Raw genomic sequence first — 15,811 nt, 5'->3', positions numbered from 1 at the left:
GGCACGATGGACGCCGCAGCGGCCTCTCCAGCATACGTAATAGGAAATACCGCATCATGAGCGACACGATTCTTTCGAAGGAAGCCATCACGGAAAAACTCCGTCGTGGTCCGTTTCATCAATGGTTGGGCCTGGAAGTCCTGTCGGTTGCCGATGGCGAGATCGAAATCAAGGCGCAATGGCGTGAGGAATGGGTCGTCAACCCGGACAAGGGTTATACGCACGGTGGCATTCTGGCGACGCTGGTCGATCTGACCGCCGACTGGGCGCTCGTCTCGAAAACCGGCCGTGGCGTGCCCACCGTCGATCTGCGCGTCGACTACCATCGCGCCGCGATGCCCGGCGACCTGATCGCGCGCGGTAAAGTGATCAAGTTCGGCGCGACGTTGTCCGTGGCCGAAGCGCAGATCTTCGATGCCGACGGCAAACTCTGCGCCAGCGGCCGCGGGGTCTACTCGACCGCGCCGGCCCCTGCGCCGAAACCTGCGGCCTAAGCCGTCCATCCACGCCGCCCATCGACGCGCGCCATCGCACCCACCCACCGAGATCGAGATGCAACTCGACCACCTGGTCATCAACACACGCTTCCAGACCGACGATGCCGCGGTGCAATGCGCGGCGCTCGGTTTCACGCTGACGCCACGCGGCCGGCATACCTTGGGCTCGATCAACCATCTGGTGATGTTCGACGATCACTATCTCGAATTGATCGGCTTACCGACCGACGGCGGCACGTTGCGCGACGAAGTCCTGTCGAGCCCCTTCGGTATCGATGGCTTGGTGTTCCAGACCAATGCGCCGGAACAGACGGCCCACGATATCGCGGCGCAGGGCTTCGCGCTGGGTCCGGTGCAGCGCTTTTCTCGCCCCGTCGAGATCGATGGGAACCGCTTGGACGCCACCTTCGTGACGGTGCGTCTGAAACCGGGTCAAGTGGATGCGGGGCGCGTGTATTACTGCCAACACCTGACGCCTGAGCTAGTGTGGCGCGCGCCTTGGCTGACGCATGACAATGGCGTGCAACGCATCGTCTCGCTCAGTGTCGTCGGACACGACACGGGCGCGCTGCAAAAACAGTATGCCGGGCTAGGCGGCGACATCGACACGGAGACGGCGACAGCGACGACGGCAGGGCCGCGTTTCCATCTGCGCATCGAGGACCCGCGGACGTTTGCCGCGCGCTTCGGCGATTTCACCCGATATGCACCGCGCCTCGCAGCCTCCAAAGACGCTGCGACAGATCAGCCCGACGACCCAAGCGCACCCCGCGCCGGTTATTTCGGCGCCATCACGTTTCAGGCAGCGGCGCCCATCACGCTAGCACGACGTGCCGAGGCCGCGGGCCTGCCCTTCTTTGTCGACGGCGTCCCGCACGGGTCTCTGCACAGCGCTGAAGCGGACGGTGCGCGCCGCGTCGTCGTCGCACTCCCGGCGTTTTCGACCCTGCTGGAGTTTCAATCATGAGCGCGGACAATCTCGGTGATGCCGTCTTCTTTCGTGGCCGCGAGGTGTTTGCGCCCGACGATATTGCCTTCGTCGGCCTGGATGCCGAGATGCACGCACGAGAGATCCGCTTCGGCGAATTCGATCGATTGACGGACACGGTTGCGCAAAGCCTGCTGGCGAGCGGCTTGAAACGCGGCGAGCGGGTGGCGATCGTCGCGGCGAATTCGATCAACTACGTGGCGACGCTGCTCGGCACGATGCGCGCCGGCGGCGTTGCCGTGCCGGTGAACTTCAAGTTTCCCGATGCGATGATCGCCTATGTCCTGCAGGATGCCGGCGCCACGCGCGTGTTCTGCGATACGGCCCGCATTGGCGCGGTGCCAGCGGCACTGGCGCCGATCGTGCTGGACGGCCCGTCGGGCCATCCCGGCGCGTTCGACGATTGGCTAGCGCTTCACGGCGACGCCGCGGCGGCGGCCGCGCCCTCGTTCGAACCCGCCCCGGACGACCTCGCGATGCTGCTCTACACCTCCGGGTCCAGCGGCAAACCGAAGGGCGTGCAACTGAGTCATGCGAGTCACGCCTGGGTGGTGCGCACCCGCCTGGCAGCCGATGCCTTGACCGGCGATCGCGTCCTGATCGCGGCGCCGCTGTATCACATGAATGCCCTCGCCCTTGCCTTGCTGACGCTGGCGGCGGGCGCCACCGCCGTGCTGCTGCCGCAGTTCAAGGCGGCGCACTATATCGCGGCGATCAGCCGCTACCGTTGCACCTGGTTGACGGCGGTCCCGCCGATGATCGCGATGATGCTGCACGAGCGGGAAGCGCTGGCCCGGACCGACCTGTCGTCGGTACGGGTGATACGGATGGGCTCCGCACCGGTCAGCGAGAGTCTGCTGGCCCGCACACACGAACTGCTGCCGAACGCGCGCGTGATCAATGCCTACGGCACAACCGAAGGCGGCCCCGTGGTCTTCGGCCCGCATCCGTCGGGGCTGCGCACGCCGCCGCTCGCGGTGGGCGTTCCGCACCCGGCCGTCAAAGTACGGCTGGCCGCAGCCGATGGCCGCACCAGCGATACCGATCCCACCGTCGACACGGGCGTACTGCAGATGGCCAGCCCCGGCGTGATGCGCGGCTATCACCAGCGCCCGGATTTGACGCCGCCGTTTACCGCGGATGGGTATTACATCACCGGCGACGTGTTCCAGCGCGACAAGGACGGTTTTCACCTCTTTATCGGTCGCGCCGACGATATGTTCGTCTCGGGCGGTGAAAACATTTTTCCGAGCGAAGTGGAGCGTATGCTTGAGACGCACCCGGGCGTCCAGCAAGCGGCGGTCGTGCCCGTCGATGACGAGATCAAGGGCACGAAGCCGGTCGCGTTTATCGTCCGCGCCGACCCTGCGCTGAGTGCTGAAGCGATCAAGCAATACGCGCTGGCCCATGCACCGGCATACCAGCATCCACGGCAGGTACACTTCGTCGACGCGCTGCCAATCGCCTCGACGAACAAGATCGACCGCCGCGCCTTGTTTGACGAAGCGCGCAAGCAGGCGCCGACGGCGGCGGACCGTCTGCATTGATAGGCATGGCAATGATCTACGCACCCGCTTTATTTGTCGCGCAAAGCGTACAATCGCTTACATAAGACGCGCTATCGCATTGACAGGACTGATGTTTTTTTGCTACCCTATTATCAGTTTCATTCTCGGAGATTCTCAGTGGACAGTGACTCTCATAGTCACACGCCGGCATCGGCCGGCAAACACTGACGAATCAGCACGACCGCCGTCACTTTTAGTCGGCCTTGTCTGATTCGTCGGAAAGACGGGTCAGCGGGCCACACAGCCGCGTCACCTCGGTTTCACCGTAACGCAGTCCGTGTGCGTTCTAGCGAACGCGCACGGATCGATCTCCGGTGACCGGCTGTACGACACGCTCCCTTTATTTGAATCGATGCCCGTACGCGCTATGCGACGGTGTGTTCGCGCGATTGGTATAGCCGTCGCGGTGTGACCGCGGATGACAGCGACAGTCGAGGTTGAGATCTGTCCTGTTCTCCCGCGGGATCCCCGGGATGGCGACCCTAGCCCGCGTGCGCCGCCGTATCATGTCGATCCGCGCCAGAGCCAATCAGGTTCTGCCAGCGGACAGAAGGGCAGCATCACCGCACGTCCTGTCAGGCGTGCCGGAAGGAGTCGAAACATGCAAATCGCCATCGAACGTCCGATTCACGCTCGTCGCCACGCGCACGAGTTGAGCTTGGTGTGTTCCGTCGACGCCTTGAACATCGTGCGCAAGCACTTGTTCAACGCGCTGCGCGAAATTGGCCTCGACGCGAACCAGGTCGTGGTCAACCGCAGTACCGCCGACGCTTGTGCCTCGCTCGCCGCTTTGATCCGCTGCCGCCCCGGCCAAGACGCACAATTGCAAGCCTTGGCAGAGACGCTGGGGCACCATGAAGGCGTCAGCGACGCGTCCTGCCGCACCTCGCGACGCGAGACCCTGCGCATTAACTGATCGGGCGCTGCCGCGCCATATGAGACCATCCTCGCTTGAACGGATCGACGTTCAAGCGGGGATTTTTTTCGCTGACCGCATCGATAAGACTCTAATCGACAGACTGATTTAAGGCCAAGCCCCATTAAATCGTAGTCCTAATAACGCTAGTCTGCCTTATCGCTGAGGGTGTCGTTCGACGCCTGCGATTCCAAGGAGACGGCAATGCCACTCGCCAGCAATATCGTCGTATTCGGCGATAGTCTGTCCGATATCGGACAGAAATGGAAAACGCCGACCGGGCGTCTCGGTATTATGCTGAAGGAAATGTTTGTCAGCCCCAACGGCCGGTATAGCGATGGCGGAAATTGGACCGACCACATGATCGAAGCCGCGAGCCCGGTGACGTTGCTAAAGAAGACGGCAGAGGCAACGTTCAAGCGAAGTGCGCGGCATCACGGAATGCGCGGAAGCCGCTCGACCATCAGGGGGGCCAGGCCCTTTCAATACGCCAATTACGCGATGGGCGCCGCAGTGGGCGATGGCCAGCACTTCAACAAACTCGCCTCGCAGATGGCATTCACGTCCTTCAAGGATCAAGTCGATCTTTTCGAGCAAGACATTCGGAAAATAACCGGCGACCTCGGCAATACCTTGTTCATCATCTGGTTCGGTGCCAATGATCTTTACACGGATGGGCGGCCCAGCAACACGATGGACAGCACGGTCAAGGCGGTCATAGAACAACGGAATCGCCTGAGCCGGCTCATGACATCGCGCAACAGCCCATGCCAATTCGTCAATGTCGGGCTACTTGGTCCGATGACCATCGTGCGCTACATCAGGCAACTGAAAGAGGCCGTGAATGCAGCAGTCGAGGCATCCAACATCTCTTTGAGTGAAGTCCTCGCGACGTCGACCTGGTTCACCAGTCAATTGGAGAACGCTAAAAAGATTCAAAGAGCGCTCCCCGTCCCACGGACAGCGAGAGCGTTTATCACGCTCGACAAGGTCATCGAGGATATCGATCGGTGCGTCATTGGGGCCGACCTGTACAACGCGAAATTGAGACTAGCCACAGAAACATCGGGCGACGCCTTTGCCGATATCGCGTTCCATTTCAACGAGGCCGTTATCAAACACTTCGTCGAGTTTTATCCGGGAGCACTCGCCGTGGGCGCGCAAGATAGCGTCGCCGCCCATTTCAGCCGCGATGGGTATATCAAAGCGAGCAAGGGAATGGTGCCGATTGCCACCATCGACGAACTCCATCCCACCGATCCCGTCTACGCGCAAATGTGGGAAGTGATCTTTCAGGCGATCCGCGGTACCAACTGGACGTTTGGCGATCTCGACCACCGGTACGCTAACAACATGCTCGGCGACGTCGCCCGTGCAATGCCACGTCCCGTCGGGATGATGCCGCCGCCCATTTGACATCGGAGCGCGCGTCCTGCCGACGCGTCCCCGAACAGTCCCGGTCTATCGATGCGCGCGCTCAGGATGTCTCGTTGTCATCCCGTGCCGCCTCATCGAGGCCGCGTAGCCAGGCCAGCTTGTCGATGATCTTTGTTTCCAAACCGCGCGGCACCGGCTGATACCATCCGGGCTCGGGCATGTCTTCCGGCAAATAGGATTCACCGGCGGCATAGGCGTTCGGTTCGTCATGGGCATAGCGGTAAGCATGGCCGTATCCCAGTTCCTTCATCAGCTTCGTCGGCGCATTGCGCAGATGAATCGGCACTTCGCGCGTTTTGTCCTGCTTGACGAAAGCCATTGCCTGATTGAATGCGTTATACCCGGCATTGCTTTTTGCCGCGCAGGCCAGATAGATCACGGCCTGACCGAGCGCAAGCTCGCCTTCCGGCGAGCCCAGACGCTCGAAGGTCTCGGCGGCATCATTGGCCAACTGCACGGCACGCGGATCGGCCAGGCCGATATCTTCCCACGCCATCCGCACGATCCGTCGCGCCAGATATTTCGGATCGGCGCCCCCGTCGATCATCCGACAGAACCAATACAGGGCAGCATCCGGATGCGATCCCCGCACCGATTTATGCAACGCCGAAATCTGGTCGTAGAAGTTTTCGCCGCCCTTGTCGAAGCGACGAATATTCAACGTCATCGCGCCGGACACGAACTCGCCATCGATATGCTGACGCTTGGTCGACAGCGCCGCCGTCTGCGCCTGCTCCAGCAGATTCAGAAAGCGTCGCGCATCGCCATCGGCATACCCGATCAGCGTCTCGATCGCCTTCTCGTCGAAGGTCAGGTCCTGCAAGGCGATGCCCTGCGCACGCCGCAGCAGCTCGCGCATTTCGTCGTCGTCCAGGGACTTCAGCACATAGACCTGGGCGCGCGACAACAAGGCCGAATTCACCTCGAAACTGGGATTTTCAGTGGTGGCACCGATGAAGGTGACCAGCCCGGATTCGACAAACGGCAATAGCGCATCCTGCTGCGCTTTGTTGAATCGGTGAATTTCGTCGACGAACAAGATCGTGTGTCGCCCGGTGCGGTCCAGCGTCTGCTGCGCCCGCTCCATCGACTCACGGATATCCTTGACGCCGCCGAGCACTGCCGACAAGGCGATAAATTCGCAATCGAAGGCCTGCGCCGTTAGCCGTGCCAACGTCGTCTTACCGACGCCAGGCGGCCCCCACAGGATCATCGAATGCGGTTTGCCAGCCGCGAACGCGAGCTGCAAAGGCTTGCCCGGACCGAGCAGATGCCGCTGCCCCACCACATCGCCGAGCTGCGCCGGGCGCAAGGCCTCGGCCAGCGGACGGCGCGGCGTCGTGGAAAACAGGTCCTGCGTCGGCATGCGGATCAGCCCTTGATCACGTCGGCACCCTTGGGCACCGTGAAGGAGAACGCATCACTCTTCAGCGACGCGGGGTTTTCCTTCAGATTCTGGAAAGACAGCAAGGTGACATTGCCGAACACGTCGTACAGTTCCATCGCGTTCAACTGCCCTTTCTGGAAACCGATGCCGATGCGTTTGAACTGCGTATCGTTGGCCTTCGGCACCAGCTCGACCCAATCCAGGCCGCCCTTGCTGCCACCGTCCTTCACTGTGAAATTCTTGTCCAGATCGTTGCTGCCGAACAGGATGGCCGCCGGGCTCGCCCCCAGCGAGCTGCCCAGTGCACGCTCGGTCACCTGCGCCAGATCCTTGTCATAGATGTACAAGGTCTTGCCGTCCGCCTGCAGCAACTGCTGATAGGGCTGACGGTATTCCCAGATGAACTTGCCGGGACGGGCGAACGTAAAGGTGCCGCTGGACGAGCCCGCCGGTTCCAGCATATCGCCGCCGACTTGCACGGTGTTATTGCCCTTGGTGGCATCGCCGGCGGCCGAGTTCGGATTGCCTGCCGCTGCAGCGGCCGCCTTCGCGCCGCTGCCCTTCACCGGCTTCATTTGCCGTTGTGTGAACTCGCCGCTGGCCGATTTGACCTGGGCGACGAAAGTGTGAAGTTCGTCCACGCCATTGGCCCGGGCGGCCGTGGCAAAGCCCGGCAGCAGCCCGCTCAAAGCGCCGCTGACCAGCAGGGCCGCCGCGGCACGGATCGTCGTCGTCGCGACGTGCTTTTTGAAAAGGGGGTTCGACATCATGATGTGCTCCTCTATTTTGTCGCTGTTCTTGCTGGAGCGATGCCCGGCGGCCGCGCATGCGGCGCGCCCGGCGGCGTCAGTCCGCCTCGCGGTGCGGCACCAGGATTTCGCGATTACCGTTCGAGCCCATTGCCGACACCATGCCGGATTGCTCCATCTGCTCCAGCAGCCGGGCCGCGCGGTTATAGCCGATACGCAAGTGGCGTTGGACCAGGGAGATGGAGGCGCGTCGGTTCTTCAACACGATCTCCACGGCTTGGTCGTACAGCGGATCGGCTTCGGCATCGCCGCCCTCGCCTGCCTCGCCCCCTTCCGCACCACCGGCAACCCCGCCTTCGAGGATGCCCTCGATATAGTTGGGTTCTCCTCCGCGGGCTTTCAAGTCCTCGACCACACGGTGCACTTCCTCGTCGGAGACGAAAGCACCATGCACGCGCACCGGCAGGCCCGAGCCCGGCGGTAAGTACAGCATATCGCCCATTCCCAACAAGGTGTCGGCACCCTGCTGGTCCAGAATGGTGCGCGAGTCGATCTTCGACGACACCTGGAACGCGATCCGCGTCGGGACGTTGGCCTTGATCAGGCCGGTGATCACGTCCACCGACGGCCGCTGCGTCGCGAGAATCAAGTGGATACCGGCGGCGCGCGCCTTCTGCGCGATACGGGCGATCAATTCCTCGACCTTCTTCCCGACCACCATCATCAGGTCGGCCAATTCGTCGATGACGACGACGATCGACGGCAATTTCGACAACGGTTCCGGTGCGTCCGGGGTCAGCGAGAACGGATTGCCGATCTTCTCGCCCTTCTTGTCCGCCTCGTCGATCTTGTTGTTGTAGCCGGCGAGGTTGCGCACGCTGAGCTTGCTCATCAGCTTGTAGCGGCGCTCCATCTCCGCAACGGTCCAATTCAGCGCATGACCGGCCTGACTCATATCGGTCACGACCGGACAGAGCAGATGCGGGATGCCCTCGTAGATGCTCATTTCTAGCATCTTCGGATCGATCAGGATCATCCGCACCTGTTCGGCGCTGGCCTTGTACAACAGGGACAGGATCATTGCATTGATCCCGACCGATTTACCGGAGCCGGTCGTACCCGCCACCAGCAAGTGCGGCATTTTCCCGAGGTCGGCCACCACCGGCTTGCCGCCGATATCCTTGCCGAGCCCCATCGTCAACATCGAACCGGCGGCGTTGTAGACATCCGAGCCCAGGATTTCCGAGAGGCGTACCGTCTGCCGCCGTGGGTTCGGCAATTCGAGCGCCATGAAGTTCTTGCCCGGAATCGTCTCGACCACGCGAATCGATGTCAGCGACAGCGAACGCGCCAGGTCCTTCGCCAGATTGACGATTTGACTGCCCTTGACGCCCGTGGCCGGCTCGATTTCGTAGCGCGTGACGACCGGGCCCGGATAGGCCGCCATCACGGCCGCCTCGATGCCGAAGTCCTTCAACTTCTTCTCGATCAAGCGGGATGTATATTCGAGCGTATCGTCGGAGACCGTCTCTTGCGCGGCTCCCGGCGCGTCCAGCAGCGCCAATGCCGGCAAGGTGCCGTCGCCGGGAAGATCGGTGAACAACGGCACCTGCTTTTCGCGTTCCGCTCGCTCGGAACGCGGCGCCGGCGCCGGCGGCACGATCTGGATCGGCTCGTGATCCTCGACTTTCGCCCGACTGCGCACCACCTTGTCCTCGCGGCGCGTCGCCGCGGCCTCGCCCGCCTTGCGGTCGCGCCCGGCCTCGTGACGCAGCCGCGCCAACGTCACACCGGAGATGATCGCGCCACCTACCCGTTCGCAGACGCTGAGCCAGGAAAACTGGAAAAACAGCGACAAGCCGATGGCCAGCATCAGCAACAGCACCATCGTGCCGCCCGTGAAACCCAGCGCGCCCTGAACGGCGTGCGCCACCACATCGCCGAGCACGCCGCCCGGCGCCCGCGGCAGCGGGATCGACAAGGACCACATCCGCATCGCCTCGAGGCCGACGCTGGACAGGACAACCAAGGCAAAGGACAACACCTCCGCGATCGGACCGATTCGTCCGTGCGAATGCGCGGCCGAATCGTCCGCGACCGGCGCCGAGGACATCAGCGGATGGCCGCTGATGCGTCGATAGTTCTTCGCGACGCGCCGTGCGACGTACAGCAGCAGCCAGTACGCCGAGACGCCGAAAAGCAATAACAGCATATCGGCGGTCCAGGCGCCGACGCGGCCGCCCCAGTTCGCGATATGGTCGACATGGGCGGCATGCGTCCACGCCGGATCGCGCCGGTCATAACTGATGAGCGACAGCAGCAGGAAAATCGAGACGGCGACCTGGATCAGCCAGCGAATTTCGATGAAGAGCCGCGACATCCGATGCGGTAAGGCGGGCGCGCCGGGTGTAAAGGTGGTTTTCGCCATTTATCCAATCAATCTGTCGGGGTGCGCGGCGGCGTGTGGCGGGCCTGCAGGCCCGCGCCGTTCCGTCGGCGCTGCCATTTTAGCCTGCCCGCCCCGGTGATGGACGCGCGGCGTGCGGCAAAGCGTCCTGCGCGCGCACGAAAAGACCCGGCGCCGGCATTGGAGTGCCCCGCTTCGCGCGCCAAAGGGAAACGCTTATCCGTTGTTTTTTCAGCCTTTTCGGGGCATCGGCGGCGGCGCGGGCGGCGCACGACAGATCGGTGACAAGACCCGTGTCGCAGCGCCACACTTTTGTAACACTTTGTCGGGCCAAGGAAATAGCGGCCGATGCTTGCGCGAACAGGCGGCGCCGCAACGAAACCGGCACCCGCGGCCGGGGATTGAAAACGGATCGCACGGCCCCAGGTATCATACCGATATCTGTGGCAACGGCACTCAATAGGAATCACTGTCATGTCCGACACGAAACACGCAAAAGTCCTGATCCTCGGTTCCGGACCGGCCGGCTATACGGCCGCCGTCTACGCGGCACGGGCGAATTTGTCCCCGCTGTTGATCACCGGCATGGCCCAAGGCGGTCAGTTGATGACGACGACCGATGTCGAAAATTGGCCGGCGGACCCCAGCGGCGTGCAAGGGCCGGAACTGATGCAGCGTTTCCTGGAGCACGCCGAGCGCTTCAACACCGAAATCGTCTTCGACCACATCCACACGGCGAAGCTGAACGAACGCCCGTTCCGCCTGATCGGCGATGCCGGTGAATACACGGCCGATGCGTTGATTCTGGCAACCGGCGCGTCGGCGCAGTATCTGGGTCTCGAATCGGAAACCGCCTTTATGGGCAAAGGCGTGTCGGCCTGCGCCACCTGCGACGGCTTTTTCTACAAGAACAAGCCCTGTGCCGTGATCGGCGGCGGCAATACCGCGGTCGAGGAAGCGTTGTACCTGAGCGGCATCGCCAGCAAGGTCACCGTCATCCATCGCCGCGACAAGTTCCGCGCCGAGCCGATCCTGATCGATCGGCTGATGCAGAAGGCGGCCGAAGGCAAGGTCGAGATCCTGTTCGATCATACGCTGGAAGAAGTCGTCGGCGATCCGTCGGGCGTGACCGGTTTGAAGGTCAAGCACAAGGACGGCGCGATCAAGGACCTGACCGTCGATGGCCTGTTCGTCGCGATCGGCCACAAGCCGAATACCGATCTCTTCACGGGCCAGGTCGAGATGGAGCACGGCGGCTACATCATCACCGGCAAGAACAGCCGCAACTACGCAACGGCGACCAGCGTGCCGGGCGTGTTTGCCGCCGGCGACGTGCAGGATCATGTCTATCGCCAGGCCATCACCAGCGCGGCAACAGGCTGTATGGCCGCGTTGGATGCGCAGCGCTTCCTGGAAGATCCGGAAGCGACCGAAAGTCTGCAGGTCTGGTAAGTGCGGGCAGCATGGCGCGCAAGCCCGAACAGGCGGATGCTTCCGCCGGCTTCGCCGCGTGGGCCGAATTAGCCGGCCTGCGGCAAGCGATATCGGACGCCACGGTCGCCCGGGAGGAGGCGCGCCTGGCGGCCGCGGAGCGCGCCGCGCAAGCGATGGCCGATGCCGACCTGTTTCGGCGTACGGTCGGTGTCGTAGCGCCGTTGAATGCGCCCGAGCGCGTGCTGCCCTTCATGCCGCGTCCGCTACCCCTGCCGCTGAAGACGCGCGAGAACGAGCGGGAAATGATGCGCGAGGCGCTGTCCGACGCCTACGATCCCGACGTCCTCGTCGATATCGACGACAGTTTGTCGTTCAAACGCACCGGCGTGGGTCAGGAAGTGGTCCGCAAGCTGCGGCGTGGACATTGGGTCGTACAGGCCCAAATCGATCTGCACGGGTTGCGCACCGATGAGGCGCGCGACGCCATGGCGCTATTCATCCGCGATGCCGCGAAGCGTGGCATTCGCTGCATTCGCGTCATTCACGGCAAGGGGCTGGGCTCGGTCAACCGCGAGCCGGTACTGAAAGGGCGCGTGCGAAGCTGGTTGACCCAGAAGCACGAGGTGATGGCCTTCGTGGAGGCGCGGGAACGCGACGGCGGTGCCGGCGCCTTGCTGGTATTGCTGCAGACCCAGCGTCAGTGCTGACCGATCGCACGCGTACGAACCAACAGGGCCGGAGCATCGCGCGCCGGCCCGCACCTTACAACACTCAGACCGCGTCTTCGTCCTGCTCGCCGGTCCGGATTCGGATCGCACGATCGACCGGGCTGACGAAAATCTTGCCGTCGCCGATCTTCCCCGTGCGGGCGGCCGCGACCACCGCATCCAGCACCGCATCGACCTGACTGTCGGAGACGACGACTTCCACCTTGTTCTTCGGCAGAAAATCCACCACGTATTCCGCGCCACGGTACAGCTCCGTGTGGCCCTTCTGGCGGCCGAAGCCCTTCACTTCCGTCACCGTCAGCCCGGTCACGCCGACGGCGGCCAGTGCCTCACGAACTTCATCGAGCTTGAACGGTTTAATGATTGCGGTAATTTGTTTCATAACGGCCTCCGGTTCTTGATTTGTCTATATCGTATTGTCAAACAGGCACGCGATCTACGTAACGCGACGTCACCGGATAGCGCCAATCGCGACCGAACGCCCGCGGCGTCACTCGGACGCCGATAGGCGCCTGCCGGCGCTTGTATTCGTTGATCTTGATCAAGCGCACGATCCGGTTGACATCCTCGGCGGCGTAACCGGCCGCGACGATGTCCTCCGGCGCCCGATCCTCTTCCATATACATCCGCATGATCGCATCGAGTGTCTCATACGGGGGCAAGCTGTCCTGATCGGTCTGGTTCTCACGCAATTCCGCCGACGGTGCGCGCGTCAGGATGCGCTCCGGAATGATGTCGCGGGTTCCGAAAGCATCGCTCGCGTTGCGCCAATGGCACAGGCGATAGACCAGGGTCTTCGCGATATCCTTGATCACGGCAAAGCCGCCGGCCATATCGCCATAGAGGGTGCAGTAGCCCACCGCCATTTCGCTCTTATTGCCGGTCGTCAGGACGATCGAGCCGAACTTGTTCGACAGCGCCATCAACAACGTGCCGCGGATACGGGCCTGGATATTCTCCTCGGTCGCATCCAGCGGCAAGCCGGCGAATTCGCTCGCCAGCGCGCCCTCGAACGCCTGAAACATCGGCGCGATCTCAACGATGTCGTAGCGCACGCCCACGCGCGCGGCCATGTCCTTGGCGTCCACCAGCGAGATGTCCGCCGTGTAGCGCGAAGGCATCATCACGGCACGGACCCGATCGGCACCCAGCGCATCGCAGGCCACGGCAAGCACCAGCGCCGAATCCACACCGCCCGACAGACCGATGATCGCACCCGGAAAACCATTCTTGCCGATATAGTCGCGCACGCCCATGACCAGCGCCCGATAGACCTGCGCCTCGATCGGCTCGGCACGTGCCAAGGTCGCGCCTGGTGCCGCCACCGGCACGCCCTCTCCGAGCTCGAAATCGATCAGACCGAGCTTTTCCTCGAACTGCGGCAGCTGCGCGACGCGTTCCCCGCTGGCATCCAGGACGAAGGAACCGCCATCGAAAACGAGCTCATCCTGGCCGCCGACCGCATTGACGTAGACCACCGGCAGGCCGCTTTCGCGAATCCGATCCCGGACGATCTGCACACGCGTGTCGCCTTTATCGAGATGGTATGGCGACGCATTCGGGACCAACAGGACCTGGGCGCCTTGCGCCTGCGCCAGCAAGGCGGCGCTGCGGTGCCAGGCATCCTCGCAGATGATCACGCCGAAACGCACGCGGTCCACTTCGAAGACGAAAGGCGTGGGATCCGACGCAAAGTAACGCTTTTCGTCGAATACTTCGCCATTCGGCAGTTCCTGCTTCAGATACGTACCGATGATGTCGCCGTCGACGATCACCGATGCCGCATTGAACGTATCGCGCGGCGGCAGGCTGCGATCAATGGCCGCCAGATTCGGCGGCCCGTCGTGCGCGGCGCGATTCAGGTTGTCGTGGCGGTCATAGCTGGCCTCGCCGTGTCCCGCATGCGGCGTGCCCGACGCGTTGCCGCCGTTTGCGCTAGCATTGCGGCGAAACGGATGGCCGACGATCACGTGCAGACCGGCAAACGGCCGCAGTGCCTCGCACAGCGCCGCCAATGCTTTCTGGCTGGCCGCGAAAAATGCCGGGCGCAGCAGCAGATCTTCCGGCGGATAGCCCGCCAGCGCCAGTTCGGGCGTCACCAGCACGCGCGCGCCCTGAGCGTGCGCGTCGCGGGCGGCGGCAACGATTTTCTCTGAATTGCCGGAAAAGTCCCCGACAGTCGTATTGATTTGCGCAAGCGCGATTCGGATGGGCATGGCTTCGGCCGTTTGACAGTGCGCCGTGCGGTGTAGCGCGGTATCGTATGCGTACCGCGGCGTCCTTTTTGCAGACACGCATCATCGTCTCGCGCGCCGCACGGTCTGGATCGTCCTGTGATCATGAACGGATTTCGATGAATTATCGCATGCGCATTGCGGCCCTGCCCGCCGAAATCAACGCCGCCGCCTGGGACGAGCTTCTCGCCCGGCAATCGCGGCCGACGCCCTTCCTGAAACACGCCTTCCTGTCGGCGCTGACGGCCACCGGCTGCGCCAGCGACGACACCGGCTGGGCGCCGCGCTTCATCACGCTCTGGCGAGATGGCGCGGACGCCGACGCCGCTCCCATGGCCGAGACGGCCTCGGAATCGTCCGAGGGCGGCGACGAACACACGGTCAGTTCCTCGGAGGCGCCGCCCGGGCCGAACGAACGACTCGTCGCGGCCGCGCCGCTGTATCTGAAATCGCATTCCTATGGCGAATACGTGTTCGACTGGGCCTGGGCAAATGCCTACGAGCAGCATGGGCAAGAATATTATCCGAAGCTGCTGTGTGCGGTGCCGTTCACGCCAGTGACCGGCGCACGCCTGTTGGCCGAGGACGATACGGCGCGCTTCGCGCTGGCACAGGTGCTGATCGCGTTCGCGAAACAGTCCGGTCTGTCGTCGCTGCACATCCTCTATCCCACCGAGCACGAAGCCAATATGCTCGACGAAGCCGGGATGATGGCGCGCACCGCCGTGCAGTTTCATTGGCTCAATGCCGGCTATACCTCGTTCGACGATTTCCTGGCGACGCTGAACCAGAAGAAACGCAAGAACATCAAGGCCGAGCGGCGGCGCGTCGCCGAAGCCGGCGTGACGTTCCGGCGCGTTCGCGGCGAGGACGCGACGCCCGAGGATTGGCGTTTCTTCAACCGCTGCTATCGGCATACCTACCGCGAACATCATTCGACGCCGTATCTGAATCTGGCGTTTTTCGAGTCGATCGCCGCGACGATGCCGGAGAATCTGCTGCTGGTGATCGCCGAAAAGGAAGGGCGGCCGGTGGCCAGCTCGCTGCTGGTGTATGACAAATCGATTGGCGGTGACGTGGCAAGCGAGGAGCCGCGCGGCACCTTATACGGTCGATATTGGGGCGCGATCGAGCACATCGACTGCCTGCATTTCGAGACGGCCTATTATCAGCCGCTGTCATTCTGCATCGACGAAGGCATCGCCGTGTTCGAGGGCGGCGCGCAGGGCGAACACAAAATGGCACGCGGCTTCCTGCCGACGGTGACACGCTCGGCGCATTGGCTCGCGCATCCATCGTTCTCGGATGCGGTAGCCCACTTCCTGGCGCGCGAGACGGCGGGGATTGGTAATTATGTAGACGAGCTGCGGGAACATAATCCGTTTCGGAAAGCGGATTGAGATGCGCGGGCACGCGCTTAGATCGTAGGTTGAGCCGTTGTCTCGTATCTGGCACGCGCCGAGCGG

At 62.9% G+C, this 15,811-nt stretch carries 13 protein-coding genes; 8 read left to right on the top strand and 5 right to left on the bottom strand.

The window, feature by feature from the left end:
• The first annotated feature begins 56 nt into the window (after nucleotides 1–56).
• From ABEG21_RS04885 to ABEG21_RS04865, 5 genes are all read left to right on the top strand, one after another.
• The gene (locus ABEG21_RS04885) at nucleotides 57–494 is read left to right on the top strand and encodes a PaaI family thioesterase (protein WP_347556132.1); all 438 of its coding nucleotides are present in this window, start codon (nucleotides 57–59) and stop codon (nucleotides 492–494) included.
• A 58-nt stretch (nucleotides 495–552) separates the two neighbouring features.
• Nucleotides 553–1,464, top strand: a complete 912-nt coding sequence (locus ABEG21_RS04880) for a VOC family protein (protein WP_347556131.1) — start codon at nucleotides 553–555, stop codon at nucleotides 1,462–1,464.
• Complete coding sequence (locus ABEG21_RS04875) at nucleotides 1,461–3,032, top strand: class I adenylate-forming enzyme family protein (RefSeq protein WP_347556130.1); 1,572 nt, start codon at nucleotides 1,461–1,463, stop codon at nucleotides 3,030–3,032. The genes ABEG21_RS04880 and ABEG21_RS04875 overlap by 4 nt, the downstream gene beginning before the upstream one ends.
• Nucleotides 3,033–3,654: 622 nt before the next feature.
• A complete protein-coding gene (locus ABEG21_RS04870; protein WP_347556129.1) occupies nucleotides 3,655–3,969 on the top strand; it encodes a hypothetical protein in 315 nt (104 codons plus the stop codon).
• Nucleotides 3,970–4,173: 204 nt separating this feature from the next.
• Nucleotides 4,174–5,385 carry an SGNH/GDSL hydrolase family protein gene (locus ABEG21_RS04865; protein ID WP_347556128.1) on the top strand — a complete coding sequence of 404 codons (1,212 nt, stop codon included), beginning with the start codon at nucleotides 4,174–4,176 and terminating at the stop codon, nucleotides 5,383–5,385.
• A gap of 61 nt (nucleotides 5,386–5,446) precedes the next feature.
• Here the strand turns inward: ABEG21_RS04865 and ABEG21_RS04860 are convergent, their stop codons facing one another.
• From ABEG21_RS04860 to ABEG21_RS04850, 3 genes are all read right to left on the bottom strand, one after another.
• Entirely contained in the window at nucleotides 5,447–6,772 is a 1,326-nt protein-coding gene (locus ABEG21_RS04860; RefSeq protein ID WP_347556127.1) for a replication-associated recombination protein A, read from the bottom strand.
• A gap of 5 nt (nucleotides 6,773–6,777) precedes the next feature.
• Complete coding sequence (gene lolA, locus ABEG21_RS04855) at nucleotides 6,778–7,563, bottom strand: outer membrane lipoprotein chaperone LolA (protein WP_347556126.1); 786 nt, start codon at nucleotides 7,561–7,563, stop codon at nucleotides 6,778–6,780.
• A gap of 76 nt (nucleotides 7,564–7,639) precedes the next feature.
• Nucleotides 7,640–9,970, bottom strand: coding sequence for a DNA translocase FtsK 4TM domain-containing protein (locus ABEG21_RS04850; protein WP_347556125.1), 2,331 nt, complete (start codon nucleotides 9,968–9,970; stop codon nucleotides 7,640–7,642).
• 453 nt (nucleotides 9,971–10,423) lie between these two features.
• Here ABEG21_RS04850 and trxB point away from each other — a divergent pair, with 453 nt between their 5' ends.
• Together trxB and ABEG21_RS04840 are read left to right on the top strand one after the other, a co-directional pair.
• Nucleotides 10,424–11,401, top strand: a complete 978-nt coding sequence (gene trxB, locus ABEG21_RS04845; protein ID WP_347556124.1) for a thioredoxin-disulfide reductase — start codon at nucleotides 10,424–10,426, stop codon at nucleotides 11,399–11,401.
• Nucleotides 11,402–11,412: 11 nt separating this feature from the next.
• Nucleotides 11,413–12,090, top strand: coding sequence for a Smr/MutS family protein (locus ABEG21_RS04840; protein ID WP_347556123.1), 678 nt, complete (start codon nucleotides 11,413–11,415; stop codon nucleotides 12,088–12,090).
• A 64-nt stretch (nucleotides 12,091–12,154) separates the two neighbouring features.
• On the opposite strand, the gene ABEG21_RS04835 is transcribed toward ABEG21_RS04840, so the two are convergent.
• Together ABEG21_RS04835 and ABEG21_RS04830 are read right to left on the bottom strand one after the other, a co-directional pair.
• Nucleotides 12,155–12,493 (bottom strand): P-II family nitrogen regulator, encoded by a 339-nt coding sequence (locus ABEG21_RS04835; RefSeq protein WP_347556122.1) that lies wholly within the window; start codon nucleotides 12,491–12,493, stop codon nucleotides 12,155–12,157.
• Nucleotides 12,494–12,530: 37 nt separating this feature from the next.
• Complete coding sequence (locus tag ABEG21_RS04830) at nucleotides 12,531–14,327, bottom strand: NAD+ synthase (RefSeq protein ID WP_347556121.1); 1,797 nt, start codon at nucleotides 14,325–14,327, stop codon at nucleotides 12,531–12,533.
• A 137-nt stretch (nucleotides 14,328–14,464) separates the two neighbouring features.
• On the opposite strand from ABEG21_RS04830, the gene ABEG21_RS04825 reads away from it, so the two are divergent.
• Nucleotides 14,465–15,745, top strand: coding sequence for a GNAT family N-acetyltransferase (locus ABEG21_RS04825; protein WP_347556120.1), 1,281 nt, complete (start codon nucleotides 14,465–14,467; stop codon nucleotides 15,743–15,745).
• The last annotated feature ends 66 nt before the right edge of the window (nucleotides 15,746–15,811 follow it).

This window comes from Robbsia sp. KACC 23696 (assembly GCF_039852015.1).
In the GTDB taxonomy this organism is placed as follows: domain Bacteria; phylum Pseudomonadota; class Gammaproteobacteria; order Burkholderiales; family Burkholderiaceae; genus Robbsia.
Note: the sequence above shows the minus strand (reverse complement) of the source record. Positions and strands in the feature narration are given on the sequence as shown.

What these genes read in the sequence shown, in the direction of transcription:
- ABEG21_RS04885 (WP_347556132.1), top strand. Translation starts at nt 57, where the DNA reads ATGAGCGACACGATTCTTTCGAAGGAAGCCATCACGGAAAAACTCCGT.
- ABEG21_RS04880 (WP_347556131.1), top strand. Translation starts at nt 553, where the DNA reads ATGCAACTCGACCACCTGGTCATCAACACACGCTTCCAGACCGACGAT.
- ABEG21_RS04875 (WP_347556130.1), top strand. Translation starts at nt 1,461, where the DNA reads ATGAGCGCGGACAATCTCGGTGATGCCGTCTTCTTTCGTGGCCGCGAG.
- ABEG21_RS04870 (WP_347556129.1), top strand. Translation starts at nt 3,655, where the DNA reads ATGCAAATCGCCATCGAACGTCCGATTCACGCTCGTCGCCACGCGCAC.
- ABEG21_RS04865 (WP_347556128.1), top strand. Translation starts at nt 4,174, where the DNA reads ATGCCACTCGCCAGCAATATCGTCGTATTCGGCGATAGTCTGTCCGAT.
- ABEG21_RS04860 (WP_347556127.1), bottom strand. Translation starts at nt 6,772, where the DNA reads ATGCCGACGCAGGACCTGTTTTCCACGACGCCGCGCCGTCCGCTGGCC.
- lolA (WP_347556126.1), bottom strand. Translation starts at nt 7,563, where the DNA reads ATGATGTCGAACCCCCTTTTCAAAAAGCACGTCGCGACGACGACGATC.
- ABEG21_RS04850 (WP_347556125.1), bottom strand. Translation starts at nt 9,970, where the DNA reads ATGGCGAAAACCACCTTTACACCCGGCGCGCCCGCCTTACCGCATCGG.
- trxB (WP_347556124.1), top strand. Translation starts at nt 10,424, where the DNA reads ATGTCCGACACGAAACACGCAAAAGTCCTGATCCTCGGTTCCGGACCG.
- ABEG21_RS04840 (WP_347556123.1), top strand. Translation starts at nt 11,413, where the DNA reads ATGGCGCGCAAGCCCGAACAGGCGGATGCTTCCGCCGGCTTCGCCGCG.
- ABEG21_RS04835 (WP_347556122.1), bottom strand. Translation starts at nt 12,493, where the DNA reads ATGAAACAAATTACCGCAATCATTAAACCGTTCAAGCTCGATGAAGTT.
- ABEG21_RS04830 (WP_347556121.1), bottom strand. Translation starts at nt 14,327, where the DNA reads ATGCCCATCCGAATCGCGCTTGCGCAAATCAATACGACTGTCGGGGAC.
- ABEG21_RS04825 (WP_347556120.1), top strand. Translation starts at nt 14,465, where the DNA reads ATGAATTATCGCATGCGCATTGCGGCCCTGCCCGCCGAAATCAACGCC.